This is a genomic window from Ignavigranum ruoffiae, assembly GCF_900110675.1.
GTDB classification, from domain to species: domain Bacteria; phylum Bacillota; class Bacilli; order Lactobacillales; family Aerococcaceae; genus Ignavigranum; species Ignavigranum ruoffiae.
In genome coordinates, this window is sequence record NZ_FOEN01000004.1 from 16,219 (window position 1) to 40,220 (window position 24,002).

A 24,002-nucleotide genomic window follows, 5' to 3' on the forward strand; every position below is an offset into this window, starting at 1 on the left:
GATGAAGAAAGCGATTATTTTGACTAGTTTTGGGTCTACTCATCAAGATACTAGAAAAAAGACCATAGAGGTTTTAGCAGAAGAAATAAGAGATTTGTATCCAGATTATGAACTTAGACAAACTTTCACCTCAAAAATTGTTCGACAAAAAGTGTTGTCAAGAGAAAATATTAAAGTCAACAGTTTAAAGGAAGAGCTTGATTTATTAATCAATGAAGGCGTTAGTGAAGTGGTTATTCAATCTACTCACATAATTCCTGGTTCTGAATTTCATAAAATAGATATGCAAACAAAAAAAGCAAGAAAAACAGGTTTAAAAATAAAAGTGGGGCAACCTTTGTTGAGTAGTCCTGAAGATTATAGAGAAGTTGTTAACTATTTAAAAGAAAATTTTACGCCAAAATCAGAAAATGAAATTACTTTATTTATGGCTCATGGGACATCGCATGCTAGCTTTACTTCTTATGTAGCGTTGGCGTATATGCTCAATAATTCACCTTTATATATGGCTTGTGTAGAATCCTATCCTGAATTAAATGATATAATTCCAGATTTAAAAGAAAAACAGATAAAAAAAATTAATTTAAGACCTTTTATGTTTGTAGCTGGAGATCATGCGAAAAATGATATGGCAGGTGAAAACCCTGATTCTTGGAAAATTCAGTTACAAAATTCTGGTTTTGAAGTACAGACATATATAGAAGGTCTAGGGGAATATAAAAAAATTCGTCAAATTTTATTAAATCATTTAGAAAAATCAATGAAATATGAAAGTCGGTGTCGTCATGGTAGGTAAACTCTTTGCAATTGGCGTTGGTCCTGGAGATCCAAAATTACTGACAATAAAAGCTACAGAAGCCTTTCAATCTATTCAAGTAATATTTTCGCCTCAAGCAAACGCTGGAAAAAGATCTTTAGCTTTAGATATCGCTAAAGATTATCTACCTGAATCAATACGTATTGAAACTAGATATTTTCCAATGATTACAGACTATATTCAAAAGGTTAAACAATGGGAACAAGTTACTATTGAAATAGAAGAGGAATTAAATAAAGGAAACAATGTTGGTTTTCTTACTTTAGGTGACCCTAACACTTATAGTACATTTTCTTATATACTTTCACGGATTAATTCTAAGTTTGAGATTGAAATTATCCCAGGAGTAACTTCTTTTGCTCAATTGGCAAGTATTCGCTCAGTTCCTCTTGTTTTAGATGACGAATCTTTGTGTGTTATATCAGGAACAGCTTCTAAATTAAAGATAAAAATGGCTCTAGAAATGTTTGATAATATTGTGATTATGAAAGTTAAACGTCACCTAAAAAAAATATTACCACTGATTCAGAGTCTAGATTTAAGTAGTACTTCTTATCTAATTAGCAATGCCGGAATGACTGATGAAAAGATTTATGAAGATCTTAATGGACTAACTGGTAAAGAAGATCTCTCATATTTTTCTACGTTGATAGTCCAACGCCGAAATGAGGGGAAAAAATGAAAATGGCAAAAAGAATTATGATTCAGGGGACTTCTTCTGATGCGGGAAAAAGTCTCATCGCAGCTGGTTTATGTCGGATTTTATCTAAAAAAGGATATAAAGTATTTCCGTTCAAATCACAAAATATGGCACTTAATTCATATATAACTGCCAGTGGTGATGAAATGAGTCGAGCTCAAGTGGTTCAAGCAGAGGCAGCGAATCGTATACCGGAAGCTCGAATGAATCCGATTCTTTTGAGACCAGTGGGAGAGGCTCAATCGGAGGTTGTCATTCTGGGTAAGCAAATAGCGAATACGTCAGCGGCAGAATATTATGATTATAAAATCAAATTGAAACCGATGATATCAGATATTTTTAACGAGATTTCTGTCGAAAATGATGTGATTATTATAGAAGGTGCAGGCAGCCCAGCCGAAATAAATTTAAATGATCATGATATTGTGAATATGGGGATGGCTGAAATAGCTAATAGTCCAGTAATATTAGTTGCGGATATTGACCGTGGAGGGGTCTTTGCGCAAATATATGGAACGATTGCTTTAATGAATGAGAAAGATCGCCAACGAATAAAAGGTGTTATCATAAATAAGTTTAGGGGAGATATCAATTTATTAAAAAGTGGTATCGAGATGATTGAAGACTTAATAAAAATACCAATTATAGGTGTGGTGCCTTATATTTCTTTAAATATCGATAGTGAAGATTCTTTGGCTTTAAATTATGTTTCACAAAATAAACAGAAAGAAAAAGATATTAATCTAGCAATTTTAATGCTCAGTAAGATGAGCAATTTTTCTGAATTTCAAAGTTTGCAAATTTACCATGATATTTCTGTTAGATATATCAAGAAATTTGAACAACTCGGCACTCCAGATGTGTTGGTAATTCCTGGAACTGAAGATATGAAAGAAAGTTTGTCATATTTTCGTAAGTTTATTCCTTCAATTAATAATCTCATTAAACAAGGAACTCGAATCATAGCAATTAATTCTGGTATGGCTTTACTAGGAGAATCTATTTACCAAGGAAATGATTTTTTAGGTCAGGGTATTGGTGTCATGAAAAAAAGAATGGAATTAATTAAAGAAAAAAAGATCAAACAAGTTGTTACAGAGAACAATATTGAAGGATTTCATGGTTATTTAACAAAAAGAATAAGTTTTGAGCTGAATGATGGATTTAGTGTATTCATACATGGGGATAATTATCAAGATGGATTTGCAGCAGAAAATTATCAAATAATTGGTACACAATTAAATGGTTTATTTCAAAACCAAAACTGGTGTAGAGAATATTTTAACCAAATTCGCCAGCAAAAAGGACTTCAGCCTTTAGATGTACCAGAGACATCCTATGAGGAGTTAAAGAATTTAGAATATGATCGATTGGCTCATCATCTCGAGAAACACTTGGATATGACATTTTTATACAACGTAATAGGATTTGGAGAGGATTAGATGAGTTACTATACTCGAACTGGTGATTATGGGCAAACAAGAATTATTGGTGGCCATGTATATGATAAATCACATATTAGAATAGACTCTTATGGAAAAGTAGATTCGTTGAATGCATTATTGGGTTATACAATTAGCCAACTGCAATCAGGAAAGTTAAAACACTATGTACCAGAATTAGTCCAAATACAACAAGATTTATTTGATTGTGGCAATGATTTAGCACAGATTAATCATGAACGGGATTATCATATTCAGGAAGACCATTGGCAAAAACTAGAAAAAATGATTGATTCTTATACAGAAATTTTACCTCCTTTAGAGAAGTTTATCCTACCTGGAGGAAGTCCCGAGGCATCACTGATTCACCTTTGTCGAACGATGACTCGAGACGTTGAGAGAAAGATAGTTACACTTTTTCAAATTAAAGATTCTTCAATTAATAATCAAGAGGTACTTAGATATATAAATCGTCTTTCGGATTATTTCTTTGTTTTAGGACGACTTATAAATTATGAATTAAACTGCAAAGATATTCATTATTATAACAGTAAACCTGTTTTTAGAAATGGGATTTTAAAAAATAAACGAAACACAGAAAACAAATCTTGAAAGGAAGTGAATTATGTATCCAATTTTATTGGATTTGACAAACAGACCCATTCTGGTTGTAGGGGGTGGTAAAGTAGCAAGTAGAAAAATAAATCAATTATTAGAAAATAATGCTAAAGTAACAGTGATTTCTCCTTATTTGTCTCAAGAAATAAATAAAAAGCAAATTAATTGGATATGTAAGACCTACCAACCTAGTGATAGTTTGGGCTATGATTTGATATTTGCTTGTACTGATAACGAAACACTTAATGAGGAAATATACAATAAAAGTAATTCAGGACAATTTGTAAATAATGCAAGCAATAAGCATAAGTCTGATTTTTATAATATGAAAGTGATTAAATCTGGGGATTATCTGTTTAGTGTTTCAAGTTTAGGAGAAAATTATAAACATACTAAACGTATTGGTAATAATCTAAAAAAGTGGTTGGATAAAAATTTGACAGAATTACTAAAGTAGGGAAGATAAAATGAATATAGTATATGTGGGGATTACTCATCAAAAGACGCCCATTGAAATTAGAGAAAAGTTATCTTTTGCAAATGAAGAATTGAAAAAGGCGGGATTGGCTTTACAAGCAGAAAAATCTATTCTGGAGAATGTTATTATTTCCACCTGTAATCGTACAGAATTATATGTCTTATGTGATCAGATTCATACTGGACAGTATTATGCTAAACATTTTTTAGCAAATTGGTTTGGTTTAAATTTTGATACATTAAAACCATATATTGAGATCAAAAAAGCAGAAGAAGCAATCAGACATCTTCTACTCTTATCGTGTGGAATGAAATCTAAAATATTTGGAGAAAGTCAAATATTGGGCCAAATTAGAAGGGCTTATGAAATCGCTCTAAATAATGGGACTACAGGTCTCTATTTAAATAAATTATTTCAAATTGCACAGAGGTTTGGAAAAAAACAACAAACAACATATAAATTGAGTCAAAGACCAAGATCGATTTCTTTTCAAACTATGAGGATAATTCAAAAAGATAAATCACTTGCAGAAAAAAGTTTATTAATTATAGGTTTGGGTGAGATTGGTCAATTAGTACTAAAACATGCAATCGCTCAAAAGTTCGAAAAAATTTATATTATGAATCGAACTTTTAAAAAGGCTGTACAATTTTCTCAAAAGTATGGCGAATTAGTTTGCGCCAAACCAATTAGTGAAATAGAAAAATACATTAATAAATGCGATTATATTATTACAGCGGTAGCTTCATCTAAACCTATTATTAATGGAAATCTTTTGAGTGGACAGAAATTTCAAACCTTTTTTGATTTAGGCTTACCAAGAAATATGTCTAACATTAAAACTCATAAAAAAATAAAATACTACAATATAGATGACATTAATTTGCTATTGGAAAAAAATTACGCAGAACAAAAAGCCGTTTATTCTTCGATTAAAGAGGACGCTGATCAAGAAGTGATTGACTTCTATAAGTGGGAAGCAAGTCTTGACGTATTACCTACAATTGAAGCTTTAAGAAACAAAATGTTGTCGCACTATGAACAAGTAGAGTCAAGTTTAGATAGAAAAATAGATAGCCTTTCGTCCCATGACCGAAAAGTAATTCGTAAGCATCTTAAAAGTTTAGTTAATGCAATGCTTAAGGAGCCCATAAAAGTAATAAAAGAGTTGAATTACGATACTTATGGACAATACAAATTAGATTTTGTAAGAGAATTATTTCAATTAGATATGGATTTGAACATAAAAAATACTAATGGAATCGAACAAAGAATCGTTAAAATTGGTACTAGAGGAAGTAAACTTGCTTTAATTCAAACCGAGTCAGTAATAGAAAAATTAAAAGTAATATATCCACATATTCGTTTTGAAAAAATAATAATTTCAACAAAAGGAGATGTGGATCGTACTTCTTCTTTAAAGGTTATCGGTGGAAAAGGAGTATTTATCAAAGAAATTGAGAAAGAATTAATAAACAAAAATATTGATATAGCAATTCACAGTCTAAAAGATGTCCCAAGTCAATTGGTGCCGGGAACGGTAATTGCCAGTACACCAAAACGTTTCACTACTTCTGAATGTATTATTATGAAAGATTATCAGAAATTTAATCAATTACCTCATGGAGCTAAGATAGGTACTGGAAGTCAACGAAGAGTGTACCAACTTAAGAAAATAAGACCGGATTTAAATTTTGTAGATATTAGAGGTAATATTGAAACTCGAATTAACAAATTATACACGGATAATTTAGATGGTGTAGTCCTTGCGGTAGCTGGATTAGAAAGACTAGGTTTTTTTGACAATAATGATAACTTATTTGTGGATTATTTTTCCGATGAAGAGATAATTCCGGCGGTTGGACAAGGTGCTATCGCTATTCAATGTCGTTCTGATGATTTTTCTCTAATAGAAATGGTAAGGGCAATTAATCATGAGTTAACTGAAGCGTGTGTCAAAACAGAACGAGATTATCTAGGTCAAATGGGACTAGGTTGTAATTTCCCTATTGGAGCACATGCAACAATGAATTCTGCGGGAAATATCATTCTCAGAGGTATGCTCGCAGATAATAAGTCCAATAAGATAATTGTTGAGAAAGTTACGAGTCAAAATCAAGATTATAAATATCTTGGCAAGGAGTTATTCGATAAAATCATGAGTAATGGAGGTCGCAAAATCTTAGCCGACTACCTTCAAGAAATGGATGCTGAACATGAAAATTCCTAAAGTATGGTGGTTTAGTAGCAAGGCATTATCAAAAGCTTTAGAAGAGAAACTTATTCTTGCAAATTATACTTTGGAAAACATCTCCATGTTTAATATTGATATCGTTGTCGATAAAAGAAATATTGAATTAGCTGATGGTATTTACTTTGTAAGTAAAGCTGCTGTAGATGGACTATTTGAGAATCTAACATATTCGACAGATATTCACAAATATAAAATGATAATAGCTACTGGGCAAGGAACAGCTGACTATTTGAAAGCGAAATACAATATTCTTCCGACAGTTATTAATCCATACAAAACGGTAGAAGAATTTTTTGAGCATTTTAATTTTAAAAGTAATGGTATTTCGAAACTATTAATTCCTTTATGTAAAGATAGTTTTCATAAATATAAAAAGATAAATATTAAATATCAGCCAGATTTACAAATTCATCTGGTAGAAGTATATCGCAGAGTACCTTGTGAAAAAATAGATCAAACTCTTTCAGATTTAATTTCGTCGATTTGTGTTAATGATGTAATGGTATTTACAAGTCCGTTACATTGGCAAATGCTAACTAATAGAATATCAGAAAATTCAGTTCGCTTTATAATGAAAAAAACGAGAATAATATCGATAGGGCCTATCACAAGTAAGAGCATTAAAAATAAAGTAGGTAAATATTTTATTGAATCTAATAACCCAAGTCAAAGTAGTATTGTTGAATTAATTATTAATAAAGGAGAAAAATATGACTGAATTTAAAAGGAATCGGAGAACGCGTTTAACTTCAGATATTCGAGAAATATTTCAAGAAAATCGTTTGAATATCTCCGATTTTATTTATCCAATATTTGTTTCAGAACTTATCGATGAACCGAAGGAAATTGAAAGCATGCCCGGGATTTATCAATGGCCACTTTCTCATTTGGATCAGGAGATTAAAGAAATACAAAAATTAGGCCTCAAATCAGTTATTTTATTTGGTATTCCTCTTCAAAAAGATTCTTTAGGTAGCCAAGCCTATAATCCAGATGGAATCGTACAGAAAGCAATCCGTCAAATCAAGAGAAGTGCGCCAAATTTAGTAGTTATTGCTGATACTTGTCTTTGTGAATATACAGATCATGGTCATTGTGGTCAAATTGATGAACAAGGATTTTTACTAAATGATGAATCGGTTGAACTTAGTGTTAAAACAGCTGTTTCACAAGCTAAGGCTGGTGCAGACATCATCGCTCCTTCTAGCTGTCTAGACGGAGTCGCAATAAAAATTAGAGAAGCTTTAGATGAGTCAGGATATGACTATGTCTCTCTAATGGGATATTCAATCAAATTTGCCTCATCATTTTATGGACCATTCCGAGAAGCAGCTGACAGCTCACCTAAGCACGGTAATCGAAAATCATATCAGATTCCTTTTGGAAATCAAAGAGAGGCACTTCGAGAATTACACAGTGATGTAGAAGAAGGCGTAGATATGGTAATCGTTAAACCGGCTATGGCTTTCATGGATATGGTTTATCAAACTCGGCAAAATACTATATTACCAGTAGTTGTATATAATGTTTCTGGTGAATACTCGATGATTGAGGCAGCTTCTAAACATGGTTGGATTGATAAAAAACAACTTATTTTAGAACTTATGATGAGTTTTAAAAGAGCGGGCGCTGATTTGATTATCACCTACCATGCAAAAGAAATCGCCAAAATAATTAACAATAGTTAGAAAGAAGAAGAATATGACGAAGGCTTTAATCGTTTATGCGAGTTTAACAGGAAATACGGAAGAAGCTGCAGAAATTTTGGGTGAGGCCTTAATTTATTATGGTATGGAGGCGCATTTAAAGTCTATTGAACAAGCCGATGTTATAGATTTCCTAGATTATGATATTTGTATAGTTGGTTCTTATACATATGGTCCTGGAACGAAAGGCGAACTACCTATTGAATGCCAAGAATTTTACAAGGATTTAGCTACAATTGATTTATCAGAAAAATACTATATGGTTTTTGGTTCGGGTGATGATTTTTATCCTGAATGGTGCACTGCAGTTGACGATTTCTGTTATCAGTTTCAAAAAACTGGAGCAAGAGAAGGAACTCCATCTTATAAATTTAATTTAAATCCAGAAGAAAAAGAGATAGAGGATTTATACGAACGTGCAAAAATTTTGTCACAAAATATTTTGGAAAAGGAGTGAATATAATGAAGAAGAAATTTTTAATGGCATTGTATTTGTTAGGAGTAGGAGTATGTTTAAATATGCGAACAGCCCATGCTATGCATATTATGGAGGGTTATCTACCTTTAAACTATGCTTTATTTTGGATAGCACTTTCCTTACCGTTTCTGTTCGTTGGGATTAAGAAATTATCGAGGGTAATGGACAAACAACGACGGGTATTGATCATTCTTGCGATGACAGGAGCGTATGCCTTCGTTCTTTCAGCATTAAAAATTCCATCAGTTACAGGCTCATCGAGTCATCCAACAGGAATGGGATTAGTAACTATTTTCTTTGGACCCAGTATTGCTGCTGTGATTGGTTTAATTGTTTTATTATTTCAGGCGTTGTTGTTAGCTCATGGAGGATTGACAACTTTAGGTGCTAATACATTTAGTATGGGAATCGTTGGTCCAATTGTGACCTATGTTATTTACAAATACGGTAATAAAGTATCAAAAAACAAACATTTTGTGATATTTCTTGCTGTTGCTTTAGGTGATTTGTTGACTTATGTCGTAACTAGTATTCAACTTGCCTTAGCTCATCCCAGCGAAGTGGGAGGGGTTCTGGCCTCTTTTACTAAATTTGCGACTGTATTTGCACTGACTCAAGTTCCAATTGCTATTATTGAAGGAATATTAACGGTTATTGTTATGATAAGTTTAGAATCAGTGGCTAAGCCAGAATTAGATTTATTAGGGTATAGTTTGGAGGGTTAATAATGAAAAAATCTTATAAAATATTATTATTGTTAGTAATGGCAGTAGCTATTGCGGTCGTCCCCTTAATAATGATTAAAGACTCAGAATTCGGTGGTGCTGATGGTGCTGCAGAAGAGGTGATAGAAGAAATTGATCCAAACTATGAACCGTGGTTTGATAGCATAATTGAACTACCGGGTGGTGAAACAGAAAGCCTCTTATTTGCTCTACAAGCAGCTTTAGGAGCTAGTGTGATTGGTTTAGGATTTGGATATTTTATAGGTAGAAATAAAGAGTACAATAAACAATGATGTTGACTCTTCTTCTAATCTTATTTTGGATAACGATATCCATTGGACAAATCGATAATAGGTTAATCTGCTTGGGAATTATTTTATTGGGTGTTGAACAATTTTTAGTGAAGAAATCTTCTCATAACCATAATATAGTACAAATGGAGACTTTGGCGTATCAATCCCCCTTTCGAGATATTAATCCTTTATATAAATTATCTATAACAATAATTGCATTATTCCTTATTATCGGTTATCAAAGTATTTTAGCAAGTTTATTTGTGATTATGTGCGTTTTTATATTCATACACAAATTTGTTAACTTAAGTTATGTTCAAATAAAAGAATTATTTACAGCTCCAGTGATGTTTATTATTTTAAGTACATTAGGAATAGTTATCTCGATTAGTCACCAACCAATCGAAGTAAGTATTAGATTTAATTCCTGGTATATAGGACTGAGTAAAGTATCACAGCAGAGAGGAATACAACTAGCGTGTATTTCAATAGCGAGTGTCTCACTATTAATAAACCTTGCACTGACTACACCCATTGGGGATTTTGTCTATGCTTTGCGTAAATCAAAGATACCTAAAAGTGTTATCGAAATAATGTATTTCATTTATCGATATATTATAGTTTTGAATAGAGTTTTGAACCAAGTGCAAGAAAGCGCCTTATCTCGACTAGGGTTTATTACATATCGCCGTGGATTTAAATCAACAATGATGATTGCATCTAAATTGTTTTCACAATCACTTCGATTGTCACTAAAATCCATAGATGCAATGGAATCTAGACTGTATAAAGGGCAAGTTAAATTTATTGTACATAAATATCAAAGAGAAAAAAATATTTATTTTTTGATAATATTTGTGATTTTAATATTTACTCTCTGCCAATGGGGGTGGTAATTTGACATGGAAATTGAATTAAGAAATTTATATTTTAAGTATGAGCATAATCAACGAGAAATAATAAATGGTCTTTCTTTAAAAATAAACAAGGGAGAACGTATCGTTGTTTTAGGTGAGAATGGTATGGGAAAATCTACATTATTTCTATTAGCCAATGGAATTTTAAAAGCTCAGAAAGGTAATATATATATAAACCACAAATTAATAAATGTTAATTCTCACGATATTTATCGACTGAGACAAACGGTAGGATTGGTTTTTCAAAATCCAGACGTCCAATTTATCGCCCCCACCGTTGAGGAAGAGATTTCTTTTGCTGCACTAAACCGAGGATTAAGTACTGAAGATACTAAATTGCTTATGGATAGAATAAGCAAGATGTTAGATATACAAGATTTAATGCCTTTAGCCTTGCATACTTTAAGCGGGGGACAAAAAAAACTTGTTAGTATTGCTAGCGTTTTATCTTTAGAACCAGAATTTATTTTTTTTGATGAACCTTCCGCAGGATTAGACTATAGGAATTCTCAAAAGCTTATCTATACTCTTAATAAACTTCATAAAAAGAATTATGGTTTAGTTGTATCTACTCATGATATTGATTTTGCATGGGAATGGGCAGATCGCATCATAATTCTAAATGAAGGAAAAATTGCGGCTGATGGCTCAGTTTTAGAAGTTTTAACAGACAAAAGAATTATAGAGCAACAAGGATTACGTTTACCTTATATCTACCAATTTATGGATATGTTTTCTATTTCTATAAAAGATGTATTTCCACGAACGATGGAAGAATTAAAACTATTAAGAAAGGATTGTTAACATGCATTCACGTTTAAGAAAATTAATAATACTAAGTTTTCTAATCGCCTTGTCAGTTATAGGCGCTAATATCAAGATTTTAGGTTCAATTGCTTTTGACTCGTTCCCTGCTTTTATTGGGACTGCACTTTTAGGTCCATTATTTGGAATGTGTCTTGCTTTTGCTGGACACATGGTTTCAGCGTATTTAGCTGGTTTTCCACTATCTTTACCTATCCATCTTTTGATAGGAATCATGATGGTTATTACGATGTGGGCCTATGGTACTATCCGGAAAAGAGAAATTAAACCGAGCATTTCGAAAATTGCATTAAGTAATCTAATTGCTTTTATAGGAAATGTCCCTTTATCTTTAGCAGTATTAATTCCAATATTTGGTTTACAAGGTGTAATTCCTCTTTTTCTGCCTCTAACAATCGCTACTTGTGCTAACCTTTTTATTACAGAATTTGTATTTGCTGCACTACCTGTAAATTATAAAACTAAATTAGCATCATTATAAAGTAAAAGGAGTAAAGAATTTTGAATCAAAAATCTGAAATCGCATTTAAAGAAGCCCTAGATATTTTTCCAGGTGGAGTAAATAGTCCGGTAAGAGCTTTTAAATCATTAGATATTGTTCCCCCATTCATTCAAAAAGGCCAGGATCAATACATTTTTGATATAGATAATAAAAAGTATATTGATTATGTTCTTTCATGGGGGCCTCTCATTCTAGGACATAGCGATCCGAGAGTAGTTGAATCAATTACAAAACAAGCACAAAACGGAATAACTTTTGGGGCACCAACGTTGTTAGAATCTGATTTAGGAAAAACGATTATTGAGCGTTTTGATACAATTGACAAGGTTCGTTTTGTCAATTCAGGAACAGAAGCAACTATGAGTGCAGTCCGTTTAGCTAGGGGATTCACAAAAAGGGATTTAATTATAAAATTTGATGGTTGCTATCATGGTCATTCTGATTCATTTTTGGTCAAAGCGGGTTCTGGAATTGCTACCTTTGGTACGGCGGATTCTGCTGGTGTTCCCCGTGAAATGGCAAAGCTGACAATTTCTGTTCCATATAATGATGAAGAAGCTGTTCGTGATGTGTTTAATAAATATGGAAATAAAATTGCAGCGGTAATTATTGAACCTGTAGCAGGGAATATGGGATTAGTTTTAGCTAAACCATCATTTTTAAATTCTTTGCGAGATCTTACGAATCAATATCATTCGTTATTGATTTTTGATGAAGTTATGAGTGGTTTTCGGTGTGATTATATAGGAGCACAGAATTATTATAATATTAAACCTGATATTACTACTTTGGGGAAAGTGATTGGAGGAGGTTTGCCAGTTGCTGCGTATGGTGCAAGAAAAGAGATTATGAATTGCATTGCACCAGTAGGGGACGTTTATCAAGCAGGAACATTATCAGGCAATCCTCTTGGCATGACAGCTGGGAATGTAACTTTAACTTCATATAACGAAGAAGATTTTAAATTAGCCTCCATCAAGGTTGATATTTTATGCCAAAACATTGAAGAATTAGCCAATAAATATGGATTTAAAGTCCAGGCACCTCATTTAGGGACTATGTTTAGTATATTTTTTAATAACAATCCAGTCAGAGATTTTGAAGATTCAATGAGCAGTAATCAAGAATTATTTAATGCTTTCTTTATACGCCTATTAAATAAAGGAATATATTTTGCCTCTTCACAATTTGAAACTAATTTTATTTCTTTGAAACATAGTGATGAAGATATTACTCATACCTTAAAAATGGTTGAAGAAACCTTTAAAGAATTGAAGGGAGAAGGTTATGCAGAAGGCATTTAAATACAAGGATTTATCTTTTGATCCTATTTCTGAGGAAGAAGTGCTCGTATGTGCTTGTGATGTTTCCGCATCAATAGGGTATAAACCTAATGACATAATACAAATTAATCCTAGTATTACGGCAGCTTTTTCATTAAGAGTTGCTATGTTAGAGTTGATGGCCATCAATGCTAAACCGTTTTTACTTTTTAATTTATGTGGTAATGAATGGGAAAATACCGGTAAATTGTTTTATCAAGGTATAAAGAATGAATTAGAATTGGCTGGTTACCCAAATCTAACCATTAATGGAAGTACTGAGGAAAATATGGAAACATGTATGTCTAGTATTGGAGTGACATTACTTGGTAGAGCTGAATATAAAAATTTGAAAATACGAAAAGTTCAATCAGGACAAAGTTGTTTTCAATGTGGATTGCCTTATTCCGGTCATGCTTTAATTGAACATTTACAAGATGTTCCAACATATGATGATGTTCGCAAGTTAAGGAGTAATGAAATAGTAAGTGAAATCGTGCCTATTGGGTCTAAAGGAGCTTTAAACGAAGCACACCAAACAGCAGAAGCAAATAATATGGTTTTCACTCCTTTATCACTTAGTAAACAGTCTTTGGATATAGCGAAGTCTTCAGGTGGACCAGCCACTTCACTTTTAGTTGTAGCTGATAGAGAACTGGAAGAAGAATTAGAGCATACATTTGCATATGTGACAGAGATTGGAAAAATTGAATAATAAAGAAGGTGTTGTGATGCAGACTCATGGGGGGAATACTTCACTTTTGCTAGAAGAATTAGGACTAAATATATGTGAAGTAATAGATTTTAGCGCAAATATTAATCCATTAGGAATGCCAAATCAGTTCAAACAAACTATCATCAATCATATAGATGATTTAGAGAGATATCCTGATTATACATATAGAGAATTAAAAAAGGCGATTGCAAATAAATATTTGATCAATCCAGAATTGCTGTCTGTGACTAATGGGGCTGAAGAAGCAATACGAGTTATTATGGATATACTTCCTAAGAACATTATTATTATTTCACCAACTTTTTCTGAATATGAACTTTGCGCGAATGCTAGACACAAGAGAATAACTCATTATGTATTAAAACCACAGAAGGATTTTGAACTGGAAGTTTCATCATTTAAAGCTTTTGTTAAAAATTTTTGTGCTTCAAAAAGAGATCCTAATAATTATCAAGCTGCTGTCTTTCTTTGTAATCCCAATAATCCTACTGGCAATTTATTATCTACAAAAAAAATAGAAGAGATACTACAATTTTTGAAACAAAAAAATATTTTACTGATTTTGGACGAGTCTTTTATGGATTTTGTTCCAGACTCAGTTTCACATTCAATGTTAGGCAGACAAAAGGCATATCCTAATTTAATTGTGATTAAATCTTTTACCAAATTTTATGCAATTCCTGGACTCAGATTAGGGATGATTTCTCTACCATCTAAAAGTATGAACTTAAAGTTGGAAGATTTGTTAGGAAGTTGGAATATAAATAGTATGGCAGATCTTTGTGGCCAACGTTTAAATGATTTACAAGAATATGAAATTAAAACTTTAAAGTATTATTTAAAAGAGAAAACACGGTTAAATGAAGTTCTTAGTAAAGAAGAGAGGATTAGAGTTTATCCAGCTAATGCAAATTTTATTTTATTTAAAACAGATATTGAAAACTTATTAATGAAATTTTTGCATAAAAATATTGTTATTCGATCTTGCAAAAATTATCTAGGCTTGAATAGTCAATATTATCGTATTGCAATAAGGACTAAAAAGGAAAATGATATTTTTATAAAAAAACTAAAAGAAATTTTGGCTGAGGAGTTGGCCGATGAAGTCTTATGTTAAAGTTAATTTTCCAGCCTCTTGTGGGGAGCTTGTACAAGGAGTTTGGGAGTCAGAAATATTTTTATCTTCTTATGCAATAAATCTATACAATGAGATAGAGATTTACCAAAGTGATTATCCCGTAAAAAATTGTATACCTCTTAAAACTAAATATTTAATACTAGATTGTATGAAGAGCTTAGGAAGAAATTTTATCGAATTATCGAAAATAAAAATAAATATTAAAAATCCAATTCCATATGAAAAAGGAATGGGTTCTAGTACAGCCGATTTAGCAGGTATGTTATATGCTCTGTATACCTTTTTTGAAGAGGATATAAATTTAAGTAATTTTGCTCAACTTGCTTCCAATATAGAACCCACGGATAGTTTAATTTATCCTTCTCTGTCTTTAATGAATCCAGACACGGGATTTCTATATGCTAAATTGGATAATAATTTAAATGACTCAGTAATTTGTTTAGAATTAGCTGATAAATTAAATACCATAGCATACCGAAAAATATTATTGGGATATAAAGATAATGCTTATAAAAATTTATTTCAGGAAAGTATTCAGGCGTTTACAAATCACTCGTTAGAGCATCTTTTGGATTTGACAAGTCAATCAGCCAAAATTAATCAAAAATATAATCCTAAACCCTATTATAAAGAAATTGCTGATTTAATAAATATTTCTGGTGTTAAGGCGATTAATATATCACATACAGGGACCGTGGTTGGTATAGTCTATTCAGAAAATATCATTTCTACTGACGAAATAATAGCTCGGATTCAACAAATTGACAAGAAAAAAATCTATCAAATAAGAACACATCAGATTGTTTCTTCTGAGCCGAAAATTGAGACAAGAAATTAAAACAAAGAAGGATAGAAACACATGCAAGCAATAATTTTGTATTTTCAATTTTTTACTGCTCTTTCAATACCGATTGAAATTAATAACGTTGAAAAAACGTATCGCGAAGGAATTCATTTTTTTCCGATCTTTGCTTTCTTATATGCAAGTATCCATGCAATCTGTTTTTATTTCTTACAGAGCCAATTTTCTTTGGAAATAGTATGGTTATTTCTGATTTTTTTAGATGTAATCTTAACACGTGGCTTTCACTATGATGCTTTGGCCGACATGGCAGACGGTATGCTCTCTTCAAGAAAGAAAGATGATGTAATCTCTATAATGAAAGATTCCCATATTGGTGCTATGGGTACAATTATTTTGATTTTGTATTTTATGGGGATGTATATTTGTGGTTTTGAGAACCTTCACTCTATCTCATCTCTCGAAGAAAAAATTTTATATATTATAGGGATTAAAACACTTTCTAGAGGGGGAATTAGCTTTTTGTGTATTAATTATCGTCACTGTAGTGAGCATGGATTAGGTTTACTACTGGAAGGAATAAAAACTTGGAGAATATTTCTTTCTCAACTGATTTTTTTAGGAGTTGCTTATTTGACGGGTGGACTCATTTACTTAATTGTTTATCTTGTTAATTTATTTTTGATATATTTATATAGAAAATGGGTTGAACATAAGATAAAGGGTATGAATGGAGACACGGTAGGTGCTTCAACTCTTATTGGGGAACTGTTTATGCATTTTATACTAACAATATTTTAGGTGGATTTTATGAAAGTAATATTAGCTAGACATACACAGACTAATTATAATTACAAAAAAGCTTACTACGGTATTAGCGATATTTCTATTAATGAGACAGGTAAAAAACAAGCAATCAGATTGGGAAAATTATTAAAAAAAATAGAAAAAATCGACTATATGTATCTATCGACATTAAAAAGAACCCAAGAAACCGCATTAATAGCTTTAAATCAATGTCAACATCGCCCTAAAACCAAGTCCATTAAAGAATTCAATGAAAGAAACTTTGGTATCTGGGAAGGCAAGACAGCAAATGAAGTGGAATTATTAGATAATATAAATTGGGAAATATTTTTAAAGAAACCTTTTGATGCTATCCCTAAGAAAGGCGAGAGCTTTTACTTATATAAGCGACGAGTTCTTTTAGCATGGGATAAAATAATTAAATCTCATGAGGATCGGGACACAATATTATTTTTATTACATTTAGGTGTACTTAGAGTCATTATTAAAGAAAGAATTGAACTGGATAAAAATTTCTGGAGTATCCAAATTCCCCAAGGGAAGTTCCTTATATATAACATAAAAAGGAGAGATTAAAATCGGTAAGATTAATTATTTGACAGGAGGAGCAAAAAGCGGAAAATCTTCTCATGCAGAAAAACAAATCATAGATAGAAAATTTCTGCGAGTTGCTTATATTGCTACCCAAGCTAATGATTTCAAAGATACTGAAATTATTCAATCAATTAAAAATCATCGTATGCGGCGCCCAAAGGAATGGGTTACTTATGAAACATTTAAGAATATTGATTGCTTAATCAGATCGACAGTTCTTTTGGAAAAATATGATGCGTATTTAATAGATTGTGTGACGTTATGGGCAAATAATCAGATGTTTAACTGGATTAATGAAAAAGATTTTCAACAATCAATGGATTCTATGACTTGGAAGGATTGGCAACAACTTGAAAATGATTTGCTTCATAATTTTGATTTAATATTAACTGCTATGAAAGAGACTAATGCTGAATTTTGGATAGTTTCTAATGAAGTTGGGAGTGGCATTGTTCCAGAACATAAGTTTGTTAGGATTTATCGAAATCTTATTGGAAAAATAAATCAAAAAATAGCTATGTCTGCAGATAATGCCTACATTTCGATTTCAGGAATATTAGTAAAATTGAAATAAGAAAACTATGCACTTCAAAATGGAAAATTTGAAGTGCATTTTAATTGAAGTTAAGAAAAATAGGAATAATAAAAAAGTGTTAGTCCTCGTTGACTAACACAAAAATTAATAGATACTTCATCGGCTAAAATAAAGTTGCAATAAAATAAATCCAGGCTTCATTGCATGGATTACGCTAAACGACACTGTCTTGCCTCGAAACAGCAACGTTAATATAGCAAATTGAATAAAGACCTGGCTCCAAATAAATTTGTTTACAGTGGCGGGACCGCGTTGGGATTTAACCAAACTTCCATATTCAATTATCCTTGATGTTTTTCTATTGATTTAATTATAACATACTTATCAATTTTTTGAAAGTAATTGAAGTGTTATTAAATTAATCTCAAGCGAGCGTCTATGAGTCCATTTACAAATCAAAAAACATATGATATTTATGTAGATTAATAATGTATAATTGAAGTAATAAGTTAACATTCTGAAATGAGCTGAATTCTGAAAAATATTATAAAATAGATTGAAGATTCTACTTATTCAGTGTAATGGAGGTTCTCATGCAAAAGCTGGTTATCAAAACATCTTCGCAAATCATGGCCGAGATTGAAGAACATGATAATCTAAGGATTACCACGCCCCAGGCCCTATACCAAATCAAACGTAATCGCCATCAAGAAGATCAGAAGAATGCTTTGCATTGGGTCTTTCTACCAACAATTCTGCAAATGGGATTGTTTGTCTTATATTTTATTTGGCGAAAAGTTGACTTGATCCCGATTTCAGGTCAAACGTCGATGTCACAAGCAACGGTTATTTTAGGGGTTATTGGTGTCTTTGTTTTATTTACGAGCTCTTTTATTCTGGGTAAGAAAAAACAGCTAGACTATATTCGCCGGTTTCCTTGGCGCCATTACCCAGCCTTACTTTTATCACTAATGATTATTACATTAGTAAGTTTGCTGTTTTTCTTTTATTTATTTGATAAATTATTTCACGGTCTGCAGTTGGATATTTATTTAACGAGTGTTATGACTGGTATAATTTTAGGAGTCGTTAATTATGCAGTCTTGTATTTCATCTTCACCATGTCGACAACCAGCTTGACTCAATTATTGACTCGGATGATGGTTGGTGGTGTAGTTATTGCCATCATTACCAATTCGGAAACTTTGTGGTGGCAGCGTCATTTAAGCTTTCTGGGCTCATCCAAAGCTTTGAACGCATGGCAATTCAATCTCACTTTGATTTTATCAGGTTTGTTGATGATTGCTTTGGTTGATTCAATTTTTATCACTTTAGAGAAAGATCTCCCAGCTTACCAAGGATTACGAATATTGCGTTATTTGCTTTATGCGACTGGTTTTAGTCTCGCCATGGTAGGGTTATTTCCATTTGATGGGCCTCGCATTCAACCTTTTCTGCACAATAAATTTGCCGAGCTAATGGTTGTCCTGGTAACTACAATGATGTTTTGCAACCGTTGGCTTTTGCCCAAAAATCACCCTTCCTTTGAATGGCTTTCTTATGGTGTAGCAATATTTCTGGCTGGATTCTATGTCACTTACGAATTTGGCAATTATATAACGCTAACTGCCTTTGAGATCATATCTTTTATGATTGCTTTTATTTGGCTAACCATGCTTTTTAGCCATCTTGACCATGCTTCCTTCCCCGAAACTTTGAATTTAGAGTTAGAATTTGAGTTGGAAGAAAAGGCAAGGGAAACTATATAAATCCAGTTTGAAGGATATAAGATTTTAAGATGGAAATTAACAACCTGCTAAATTTGGCAAAAATCCACTAGACTATAACATTATCAGCTTTCCTCAAAGTTAGATATAATAGAAGGAGAGGAGTGTTTGTATGTCGATTAAAAAATTATTTTTAGTAGCAGCCCCTTTATTGGGTGGTTCTGTGGTTGGAAAATTGACGACGCCTCATGCTAAGGCAGATTACCAAGAATTTAAGCAACCTACTTTTGCTCCCCCTAAAGAAACCTTTGGGATCGTATGGCCTTTATTGTACACGGCCATGGGGATTGCCCGTTGTCTGATTGAAGATGAAGCAGATAAGGAAGAGGCGATCGCGAAGTATGATCTTCAACTCGCTCTGAATTATCTCTGGTCCGTTCTTTATTTTAACTTTAAACTTCGGGGAGCCGCTTTTATCGAAAGTTTTATCTTATTGGCGAGTGTCATAAGTACAACCGTTAAATTCTTCGAAAAAAATAAATTAGCGGGTAGTTTACTGATTCCTTATGTGGCTTGGTCAGCTTTTGCTACTTATTTAAATGGCGCAACATATCAGTTGAATGAAGACAATCCGAAATATTCGCGTGACAAAATAAAAATCACACCAATAAAAAGAGCGGAATAGAACTTTGTTGTTTTACTTTCTTTGGATTGAGATTTTTAAAATCTTTCAAAATTAATTAAGCAATCTTTTTACCCTTTATGTCTCTAAGTCTTGTGCTGAAAGAAGAGAGGAGATATGTTTGGACTTAAAAGTTATCACAAAAAATATCCCTTTAAATAGTAATGAAGAAAGAATTTTAAAATATATTATAAATAATATTAAAGAGATCGAAGGCAAAACTCTTAAAGAGCTTAGTAAAGAAGTTTATTCTTCACCGGCTACAATCGTAAGATTAAGTAAAAAATTAGGTTACACAGGATATCTAGATTTATACTATTTTATTTTTCATCATTGTAATCGTCAGGATATTAGTAACCCAAATTTACAATCAGATACGATGAGTCCATTTAGCATCACGGAAGTGGATTTTTCACAAGATGTTAAAGAGAATATAGCAACTTTTCATAAATTAATAAATGATCATCCACATATTCCTATAGTAATTTGTGCGACAGGGTTTTCTGGGAATGTGTCTACTTATTTATATAAAAAATTGTTGGTAAAAGGTGTCCATGTTATTTATTCAGGTGGTGAAGATTCTTCTGGGATAATTGAGCGAAATATTGATCGTTTAGGACTTTTCATAGGTATCTCAAAATCAGGAGAGACCACAACGATAATTGATAAAACAAATCTATGTCACCAGCATCAAATTCCGACGTTTGTTATTACAGGCAATCAGACGAGTGCACTCTATAAACTAGGTAAATATACTATCTTGGTAAGAGATGATGCCCCTTATGATAGCCAAAATATCACTTATAATAATTTTTTTATTCGATTACTTTTCCTTTTTGAATTGTTATCTGATTTTTAAGGAAATCTGTTTCAGTTTATGAAATAGATTTCTTTTTCTATACTAATCCTTAAATAATGAAAACGATTACTTTAAAATAAAAATAGGAAAGAGAGGTGTCTTAATTATGAAGACAAAAATTATGGATAATTTACAAAAGTTTTCAAGAGCGATGTTTATACCCGTTTTAATTTTACCTATTGCCGGCCTTTTAATTGCTATAGGAAATATTTTTACGAATGAACGGCTGATTAATGCCGTTCCTTTACTGAATAATCCTTTCACTATGGGATTTGGAAGTGTCCTATCTTCCTCATTATTACCTGTATTAACCAATTTAGGTTTAATTTTTTGTGTGGGGATTGCTTTAGGATTAGCCAATCGAAAAAAAGCAGAGGCCGCCTTTACAGCTGTTCTGTCCTATTTAGTATTTGTATTTGCTATGAACAAGATATTGGAATTAATGGGAGTATTGGTTGATCCTGAAGCGCTTAGAGGTTCTGGCCAATCCATAGTTCTGGGTGTTCAAATTCTCGATATGGGCGTCTTTCTAGGCATTATTCTAGGAATTGTAGTTGCCTGGATTCATAATAAATATATCGATACTGAGTTTAACAATGCTTTTCAAATTTATGGTGGTGCGAGATTTGTCTTTATTGTATTGATTCCAATATTAATTGGTCTGGCGGGACTTTTTTCTCTATTATGGCCAATTATTCAGAATGGAATTAATGCTTTAGGTATTTTTATCCAACACAGTGGTAACTTCGGCTTATTTATCTATGGAATGCTAGAGCGTTTGTTAATTCCAACGGGTTTGCATCATTTAGTTTATACTCCGTTTTTATATTCTTCTTTGGGTGGTACTCAAGAAATAGCTGGAGTAGTATACGAAGGAGCTCGAAATATTTATTTTGCTGAAATTACCGACCCTACTATAAAGGTGCTTTCAGAGTCAGTGAAATGGGATGCGCGAGGAATTTCAAAAATGTTTGGTTTAATCGGGGCTTGCTTGGCCATGTATCATACTGCAAAACCAGAAAATAAAGTGAAGGCCAAGGCAATATTAATTCCAGCTGCCTTTACTTCATTTATTGCAGGTGTAACTGAACCCATAGAATTTTCTTTTATGTTTGTTTCTCCAATTCTTTACCTAATTCATTCGGTATTAAGTGGGTTAAGCATGGTTATCTTGAATATATTCGGCTCCAGAGCGATTGGTCCTAATGGTTTTATTGATTTTCTTTTATATAACTTACCTTTAGGCATTGAAAAAACAAATTGGCCAATTTATATTTTGGTGGGTATGATTTTCTTTGGATTATATTATGTAATATTTAGAATTTTAATTATAAAAATGGATTTAAAAACTATCGGTCGATCTGAAGAAGTAAAACTATATAGTAAGAAAGAATATCAAGAAGCTAAAAGTAGTATGAACGAAGGGCAGGACTCTGGAGTAAATATGCATAATCTAGTCGAAGGACTTGGTGGAATTAAGAATATTAGAGACGTAGATAATTGTTATACTCGCTTGAGAATAACTGTTGATAATCCAGAAAAAGTCTCCAAAGACGTATTACAAAACAATGTAAACGCTAAAGGCGTCATAATTAATGATCAGAGTGTACATGTGGTATACGGTCTCGAAGTAAATCGAGTAAGAAGGGACTTAGACCGATATATAGAGCATAATAGTGGAAAGGAAATTGATAAATAATGAAGAAATTCTCAGTATTGATTGCTGGTGGAGGATCTACCTTTACTCCTGGTATTGTAATGATGTTATTAGACAGTGTGGATCGATTTCCATTAAAAACTTTGAAATTATACGATAATGATCCTGAAAGACAAGAAACTCTTGCCAAAGCAATAAAAATTATGTTAGCAGAAAGAGCACCAGAAATTGAATTTATATATACAGCTGATCCAAAAATGGCATTTTCTGAGATTGATTTTTGTATGGCTCACATCAGAGTTGGCAAGTATCCCATGAGAGAACTCGATGAGAAAATTCCTTTAAAACATGGGGTGTTAGGTCAAGAAACATGTGGTCCCGGAGGAATTGCTTACGGTTTGAGAAGTATTACTGGCATGATGGAAATCATCGATTATATGGAAGAGTATTCTCCTGATGCATGGATGTTAAATTATTCGAATCCAGCAGCAATTGTGGCTGAAGCCTGTCGTGTGATGAGACCAAACTCAAGAGTCATCAACATATGTGATATGCCAGTGGGTACTTTACGTCGGATGTCCTTTATAATAGATAAAGATCCTAAAGAATTAGATGTATCTTATTTTGGATTAAATCATTTTGGTTGGTGGACTAGTGTTAGAGATAAAGAAGGCCATGAATATTTACCTGAATTAATTGATTATGTAAGCAAACACGGGTATTTAACACAAAAAGAAGTCGATACTCAACATACTGATCCTAGTTGGCAAGAGACCCATAAAAAGGCTAAAGATATACTAGCGGTAGATCCAAAATTTTTGCCAAATACATACCTTAAATACTATTTCTATCCAGATTATGTTGTAGAACACTCAAACATTCATCATACACGAGCCAATGAAGTCATGGCAGGTCGTGAAAAAACAGTTTTTGAGAAAGCAAGAAAGATCATTGAGCAAGGACATGCAAAAGAAGAAGCGTTTGACATAGATTCCCACGCTTACTTTATTGTCGACTTAGCATGTGCTTTGGCATTTAATACTCAAGAAAGAATGTTACTCATTGTAGAGAATAATGGGGCTATTGCTAATTTTCCTGATGATGCGATGGTAGAAGTTCCTTGTATTGTAACATCAAAAGGTCCCGAACCGATTACACAAGGCAAAATACCTATGTTTAATCAAGCATTGATGTTTCAACAAGTAACCGTTGAAAAATTAGTGGTCGAGGCATATGTAGAACATAGTTATCAGAAATTATGGCAAGCTTTAACCTTATCTAAGACGGTGCCAAGTGCGAAAATAGCCAAAGAATTATTGGATGATCTTATTGAGGCAAACAAGGATTATTGGCCAGAGTTGCATTAATATTTGTTACTAGCCATAGTT

The 24,002-nt window shown here is 32.5% G+C and carries 26 protein-coding genes and 1 riboswitch; all 26 genes read left to right on the forward strand.

Translation table 11 applies throughout. The features are described from left to right. Window position 1 precedes the first annotated feature (1 nt). A complete protein-coding gene (locus BMX34_RS04175; protein WP_092571113.1) occupies window positions 2–796 on the forward strand; it encodes a sirohydrochlorin cobaltochelatase in 795 nt (264 codons plus the stop codon). Further along, on the forward strand, window positions 786–1,499 hold the full coding sequence (gene cobI, locus BMX34_RS04180) for a precorrin-2 C(20)-methyltransferase (RefSeq protein ID WP_159428843.1): 714 nt from the start codon (window positions 786–788) through the stop codon (window positions 1,497–1,499). Before BMX34_RS04175 ends, cobI begins: the two co-directional genes overlap by 11 nt. Beyond that, window positions 1,496–2,959, forward strand: a complete 1,464-nt coding sequence (locus tag BMX34_RS04185) for a cobyric acid synthase (protein WP_092571117.1) — start codon at window positions 1,496–1,498, stop codon at window positions 2,957–2,959. Before cobI ends, BMX34_RS04185 begins: the two co-directional genes overlap by 4 nt. Beyond that, complete coding sequence (locus BMX34_RS04190) at window positions 2,960–3,571, forward strand: cob(I)yrinic acid a,c-diamide adenosyltransferase (RefSeq protein WP_092571119.1); 612 nt, start codon at window positions 2,960–2,962, stop codon at window positions 3,569–3,571. Window positions 3,572–3,584: 13 nt separating this feature from the next. Then, window positions 3,585–4,034, forward strand: coding sequence for a precorrin-2 dehydrogenase/sirohydrochlorin ferrochelatase family protein (locus tag BMX34_RS04195; protein WP_092571122.1), 450 nt, complete (start codon window positions 3,585–3,587; stop codon window positions 4,032–4,034). A 10-nt stretch (window positions 4,035–4,044) separates the two neighbouring features. Then, window positions 4,045–6,285: a hydroxymethylbilane synthase gene (gene hemC / locus BMX34_RS04200; RefSeq protein WP_092571124.1), complete on the forward strand. Its 2,241-nt coding sequence runs from the start codon at window positions 4,045–4,047 to the stop codon at window positions 6,283–6,285. After that, window positions 6,272–7,027 (forward strand): uroporphyrinogen-III synthase, encoded by a 756-nt coding sequence (locus tag BMX34_RS04205; RefSeq protein WP_159428844.1) that lies wholly within the window; start codon window positions 6,272–6,274, stop codon window positions 7,025–7,027. The genes hemC and BMX34_RS04205 overlap by 14 nt, the downstream gene beginning before the upstream one ends. After that, on the forward strand, window positions 7,020–7,997 hold the full coding sequence (gene hemB, locus BMX34_RS04210) for a porphobilinogen synthase (RefSeq protein WP_092571128.1): 978 nt from the start codon (window positions 7,020–7,022) through the stop codon (window positions 7,995–7,997). Before BMX34_RS04205 ends, hemB begins: the two co-directional genes overlap by 8 nt. Before the next feature lie 13 nt (window positions 7,998–8,010). Beyond that, window positions 8,011–8,472, forward strand: a complete 462-nt coding sequence (locus tag BMX34_RS04215) for a flavodoxin (protein WP_092571130.1) — start codon at window positions 8,011–8,013, stop codon at window positions 8,470–8,472. 5 nt (window positions 8,473–8,477) lie between these two features. After that, window positions 8,478–9,218: an energy-coupling factor ABC transporter permease gene (locus tag BMX34_RS04220; protein ID WP_092571132.1), complete on the forward strand. Its 741-nt coding sequence runs from the start codon at window positions 8,478–8,480 to the stop codon at window positions 9,216–9,218. Between the two features lie 2 nt (window positions 9,219–9,220). Continuing rightward, on the forward strand, window positions 9,221–9,511 hold the full coding sequence (locus BMX34_RS04225; RefSeq protein WP_092571134.1) for an energy-coupling factor ABC transporter substrate-binding protein: 291 nt from the start codon (window positions 9,221–9,223) through the stop codon (window positions 9,509–9,511). Window positions 9,512–9,597: 86 nt separating this feature from the next. After that, window positions 9,598–10,407 (forward strand): energy-coupling factor transporter transmembrane component T family protein, encoded by an 810-nt coding sequence (locus BMX34_RS04230; RefSeq protein WP_159428845.1) that lies wholly within the window; start codon window positions 9,598–9,600, stop codon window positions 10,405–10,407. A 6-nt stretch (window positions 10,408–10,413) separates the two neighbouring features. Next, entirely contained in the window at window positions 10,414–11,232 is an 819-nt protein-coding gene (locus BMX34_RS04235; protein WP_092571138.1) for an energy-coupling factor ABC transporter ATP-binding protein, read from the forward strand. A gap of 1 nt (window position 11,233) precedes the next feature. Beyond that, on the forward strand, window positions 11,234–11,734 hold the full coding sequence (locus BMX34_RS04240; RefSeq protein WP_092571140.1) for an ECF transporter S component: 501 nt from the start codon (window positions 11,234–11,236) through the stop codon (window positions 11,732–11,734). Window positions 11,735–11,751: 17 nt separating this feature from the next. Further along, window positions 11,752–13,059, forward strand: coding sequence for a glutamate-1-semialdehyde 2,1-aminomutase (gene hemL / locus BMX34_RS04245; protein ID WP_092571142.1), 1,308 nt, complete (start codon window positions 11,752–11,754; stop codon window positions 13,057–13,059). Then, window positions 13,043–13,792: a hypothetical protein gene (locus BMX34_RS04250; protein WP_092571144.1), complete on the forward strand. Its 750-nt coding sequence runs from the start codon at window positions 13,043–13,045 to the stop codon at window positions 13,790–13,792. Before hemL ends, BMX34_RS04250 begins: the two co-directional genes overlap by 17 nt. 16 nt (window positions 13,793–13,808) lie before the next feature. Next, window positions 13,809–14,930: a pyridoxal phosphate-dependent aminotransferase gene (locus tag BMX34_RS04255; protein WP_092571146.1), complete on the forward strand. Its 1,122-nt coding sequence runs from the start codon at window positions 13,809–13,811 to the stop codon at window positions 14,928–14,930. Continuing rightward, the gene (locus BMX34_RS04260; RefSeq protein ID WP_092571148.1) at window positions 14,914–15,789 is read left to right on the forward strand and encodes a GHMP family kinase ATP-binding protein; all 876 of its coding nucleotides are present in this window, start codon (window positions 14,914–14,916) and stop codon (window positions 15,787–15,789) included. The genes BMX34_RS04255 and BMX34_RS04260 overlap by 17 nt, the downstream gene beginning before the upstream one ends. 21 nt (window positions 15,790–15,810) lie before the next feature. After that, entirely contained in the window at window positions 15,811–16,554 is a 744-nt protein-coding gene (locus BMX34_RS04265) for an adenosylcobinamide-GDP ribazoletransferase (RefSeq protein ID WP_092571150.1), read from the forward strand. Between the two features lie 9 nt (window positions 16,555–16,563). Beyond that, window positions 16,564–17,136, forward strand: coding sequence for a histidine phosphatase family protein (locus tag BMX34_RS04270; RefSeq protein ID WP_092571152.1), 573 nt, complete (start codon window positions 16,564–16,566; stop codon window positions 17,134–17,136). Window positions 17,137–17,155: 19 nt separating this feature from the next. Then, window positions 17,156–17,728, forward strand: a complete 573-nt coding sequence (locus BMX34_RS04275) for a bifunctional adenosylcobinamide kinase/adenosylcobinamide-phosphate guanylyltransferase (RefSeq protein ID WP_159428846.1) — start codon at window positions 17,156–17,158, stop codon at window positions 17,726–17,728. A 175-nt stretch (window positions 17,729–17,903) separates the two neighbouring features. Next, a riboswitch (adenosylcobalamin (AdoCbl) riboswitch) is annotated at window positions 17,904–18,049 on the reverse strand. A gap of 233 nt (window positions 18,050–18,282) precedes the next feature. Then, entirely contained in the window at window positions 18,283–19,458 is a 1,176-nt protein-coding gene (locus tag BMX34_RS04280) for a DUF998 domain-containing protein (RefSeq protein WP_092571156.1), read from the forward strand. Window positions 19,459–19,588: 130 nt separating this feature from the next. Beyond that, window positions 19,589–20,101: a TspO/MBR family protein gene (locus BMX34_RS04285; RefSeq protein WP_092571158.1), complete on the forward strand. Its 513-nt coding sequence runs from the start codon at window positions 19,589–19,591 to the stop codon at window positions 20,099–20,101. A gap of 118 nt (window positions 20,102–20,219) precedes the next feature. Then, on the forward strand, window positions 20,220–20,957 hold the full coding sequence (locus BMX34_RS04290) for a MurR/RpiR family transcriptional regulator (protein WP_092571160.1): 738 nt from the start codon (window positions 20,220–20,222) through the stop codon (window positions 20,955–20,957). 106 nt (window positions 20,958–21,063) lie between these two features. Continuing rightward, complete coding sequence (locus BMX34_RS04295; RefSeq protein WP_092571162.1) at window positions 21,064–22,656, forward strand: PTS transporter subunit EIIC; 1,593 nt, start codon at window positions 21,064–21,066, stop codon at window positions 22,654–22,656. Then, window positions 22,656–23,981, forward strand: coding sequence for a 6-phospho-alpha-glucosidase (locus BMX34_RS04300; RefSeq protein ID WP_092571164.1), 1,326 nt, complete (start codon window positions 22,656–22,658; stop codon window positions 23,979–23,981). The genes BMX34_RS04295 and BMX34_RS04300 overlap by 1 nt, the downstream gene beginning before the upstream one ends. Window positions 23,982–24,002 lie beyond the last annotated feature (21 nt).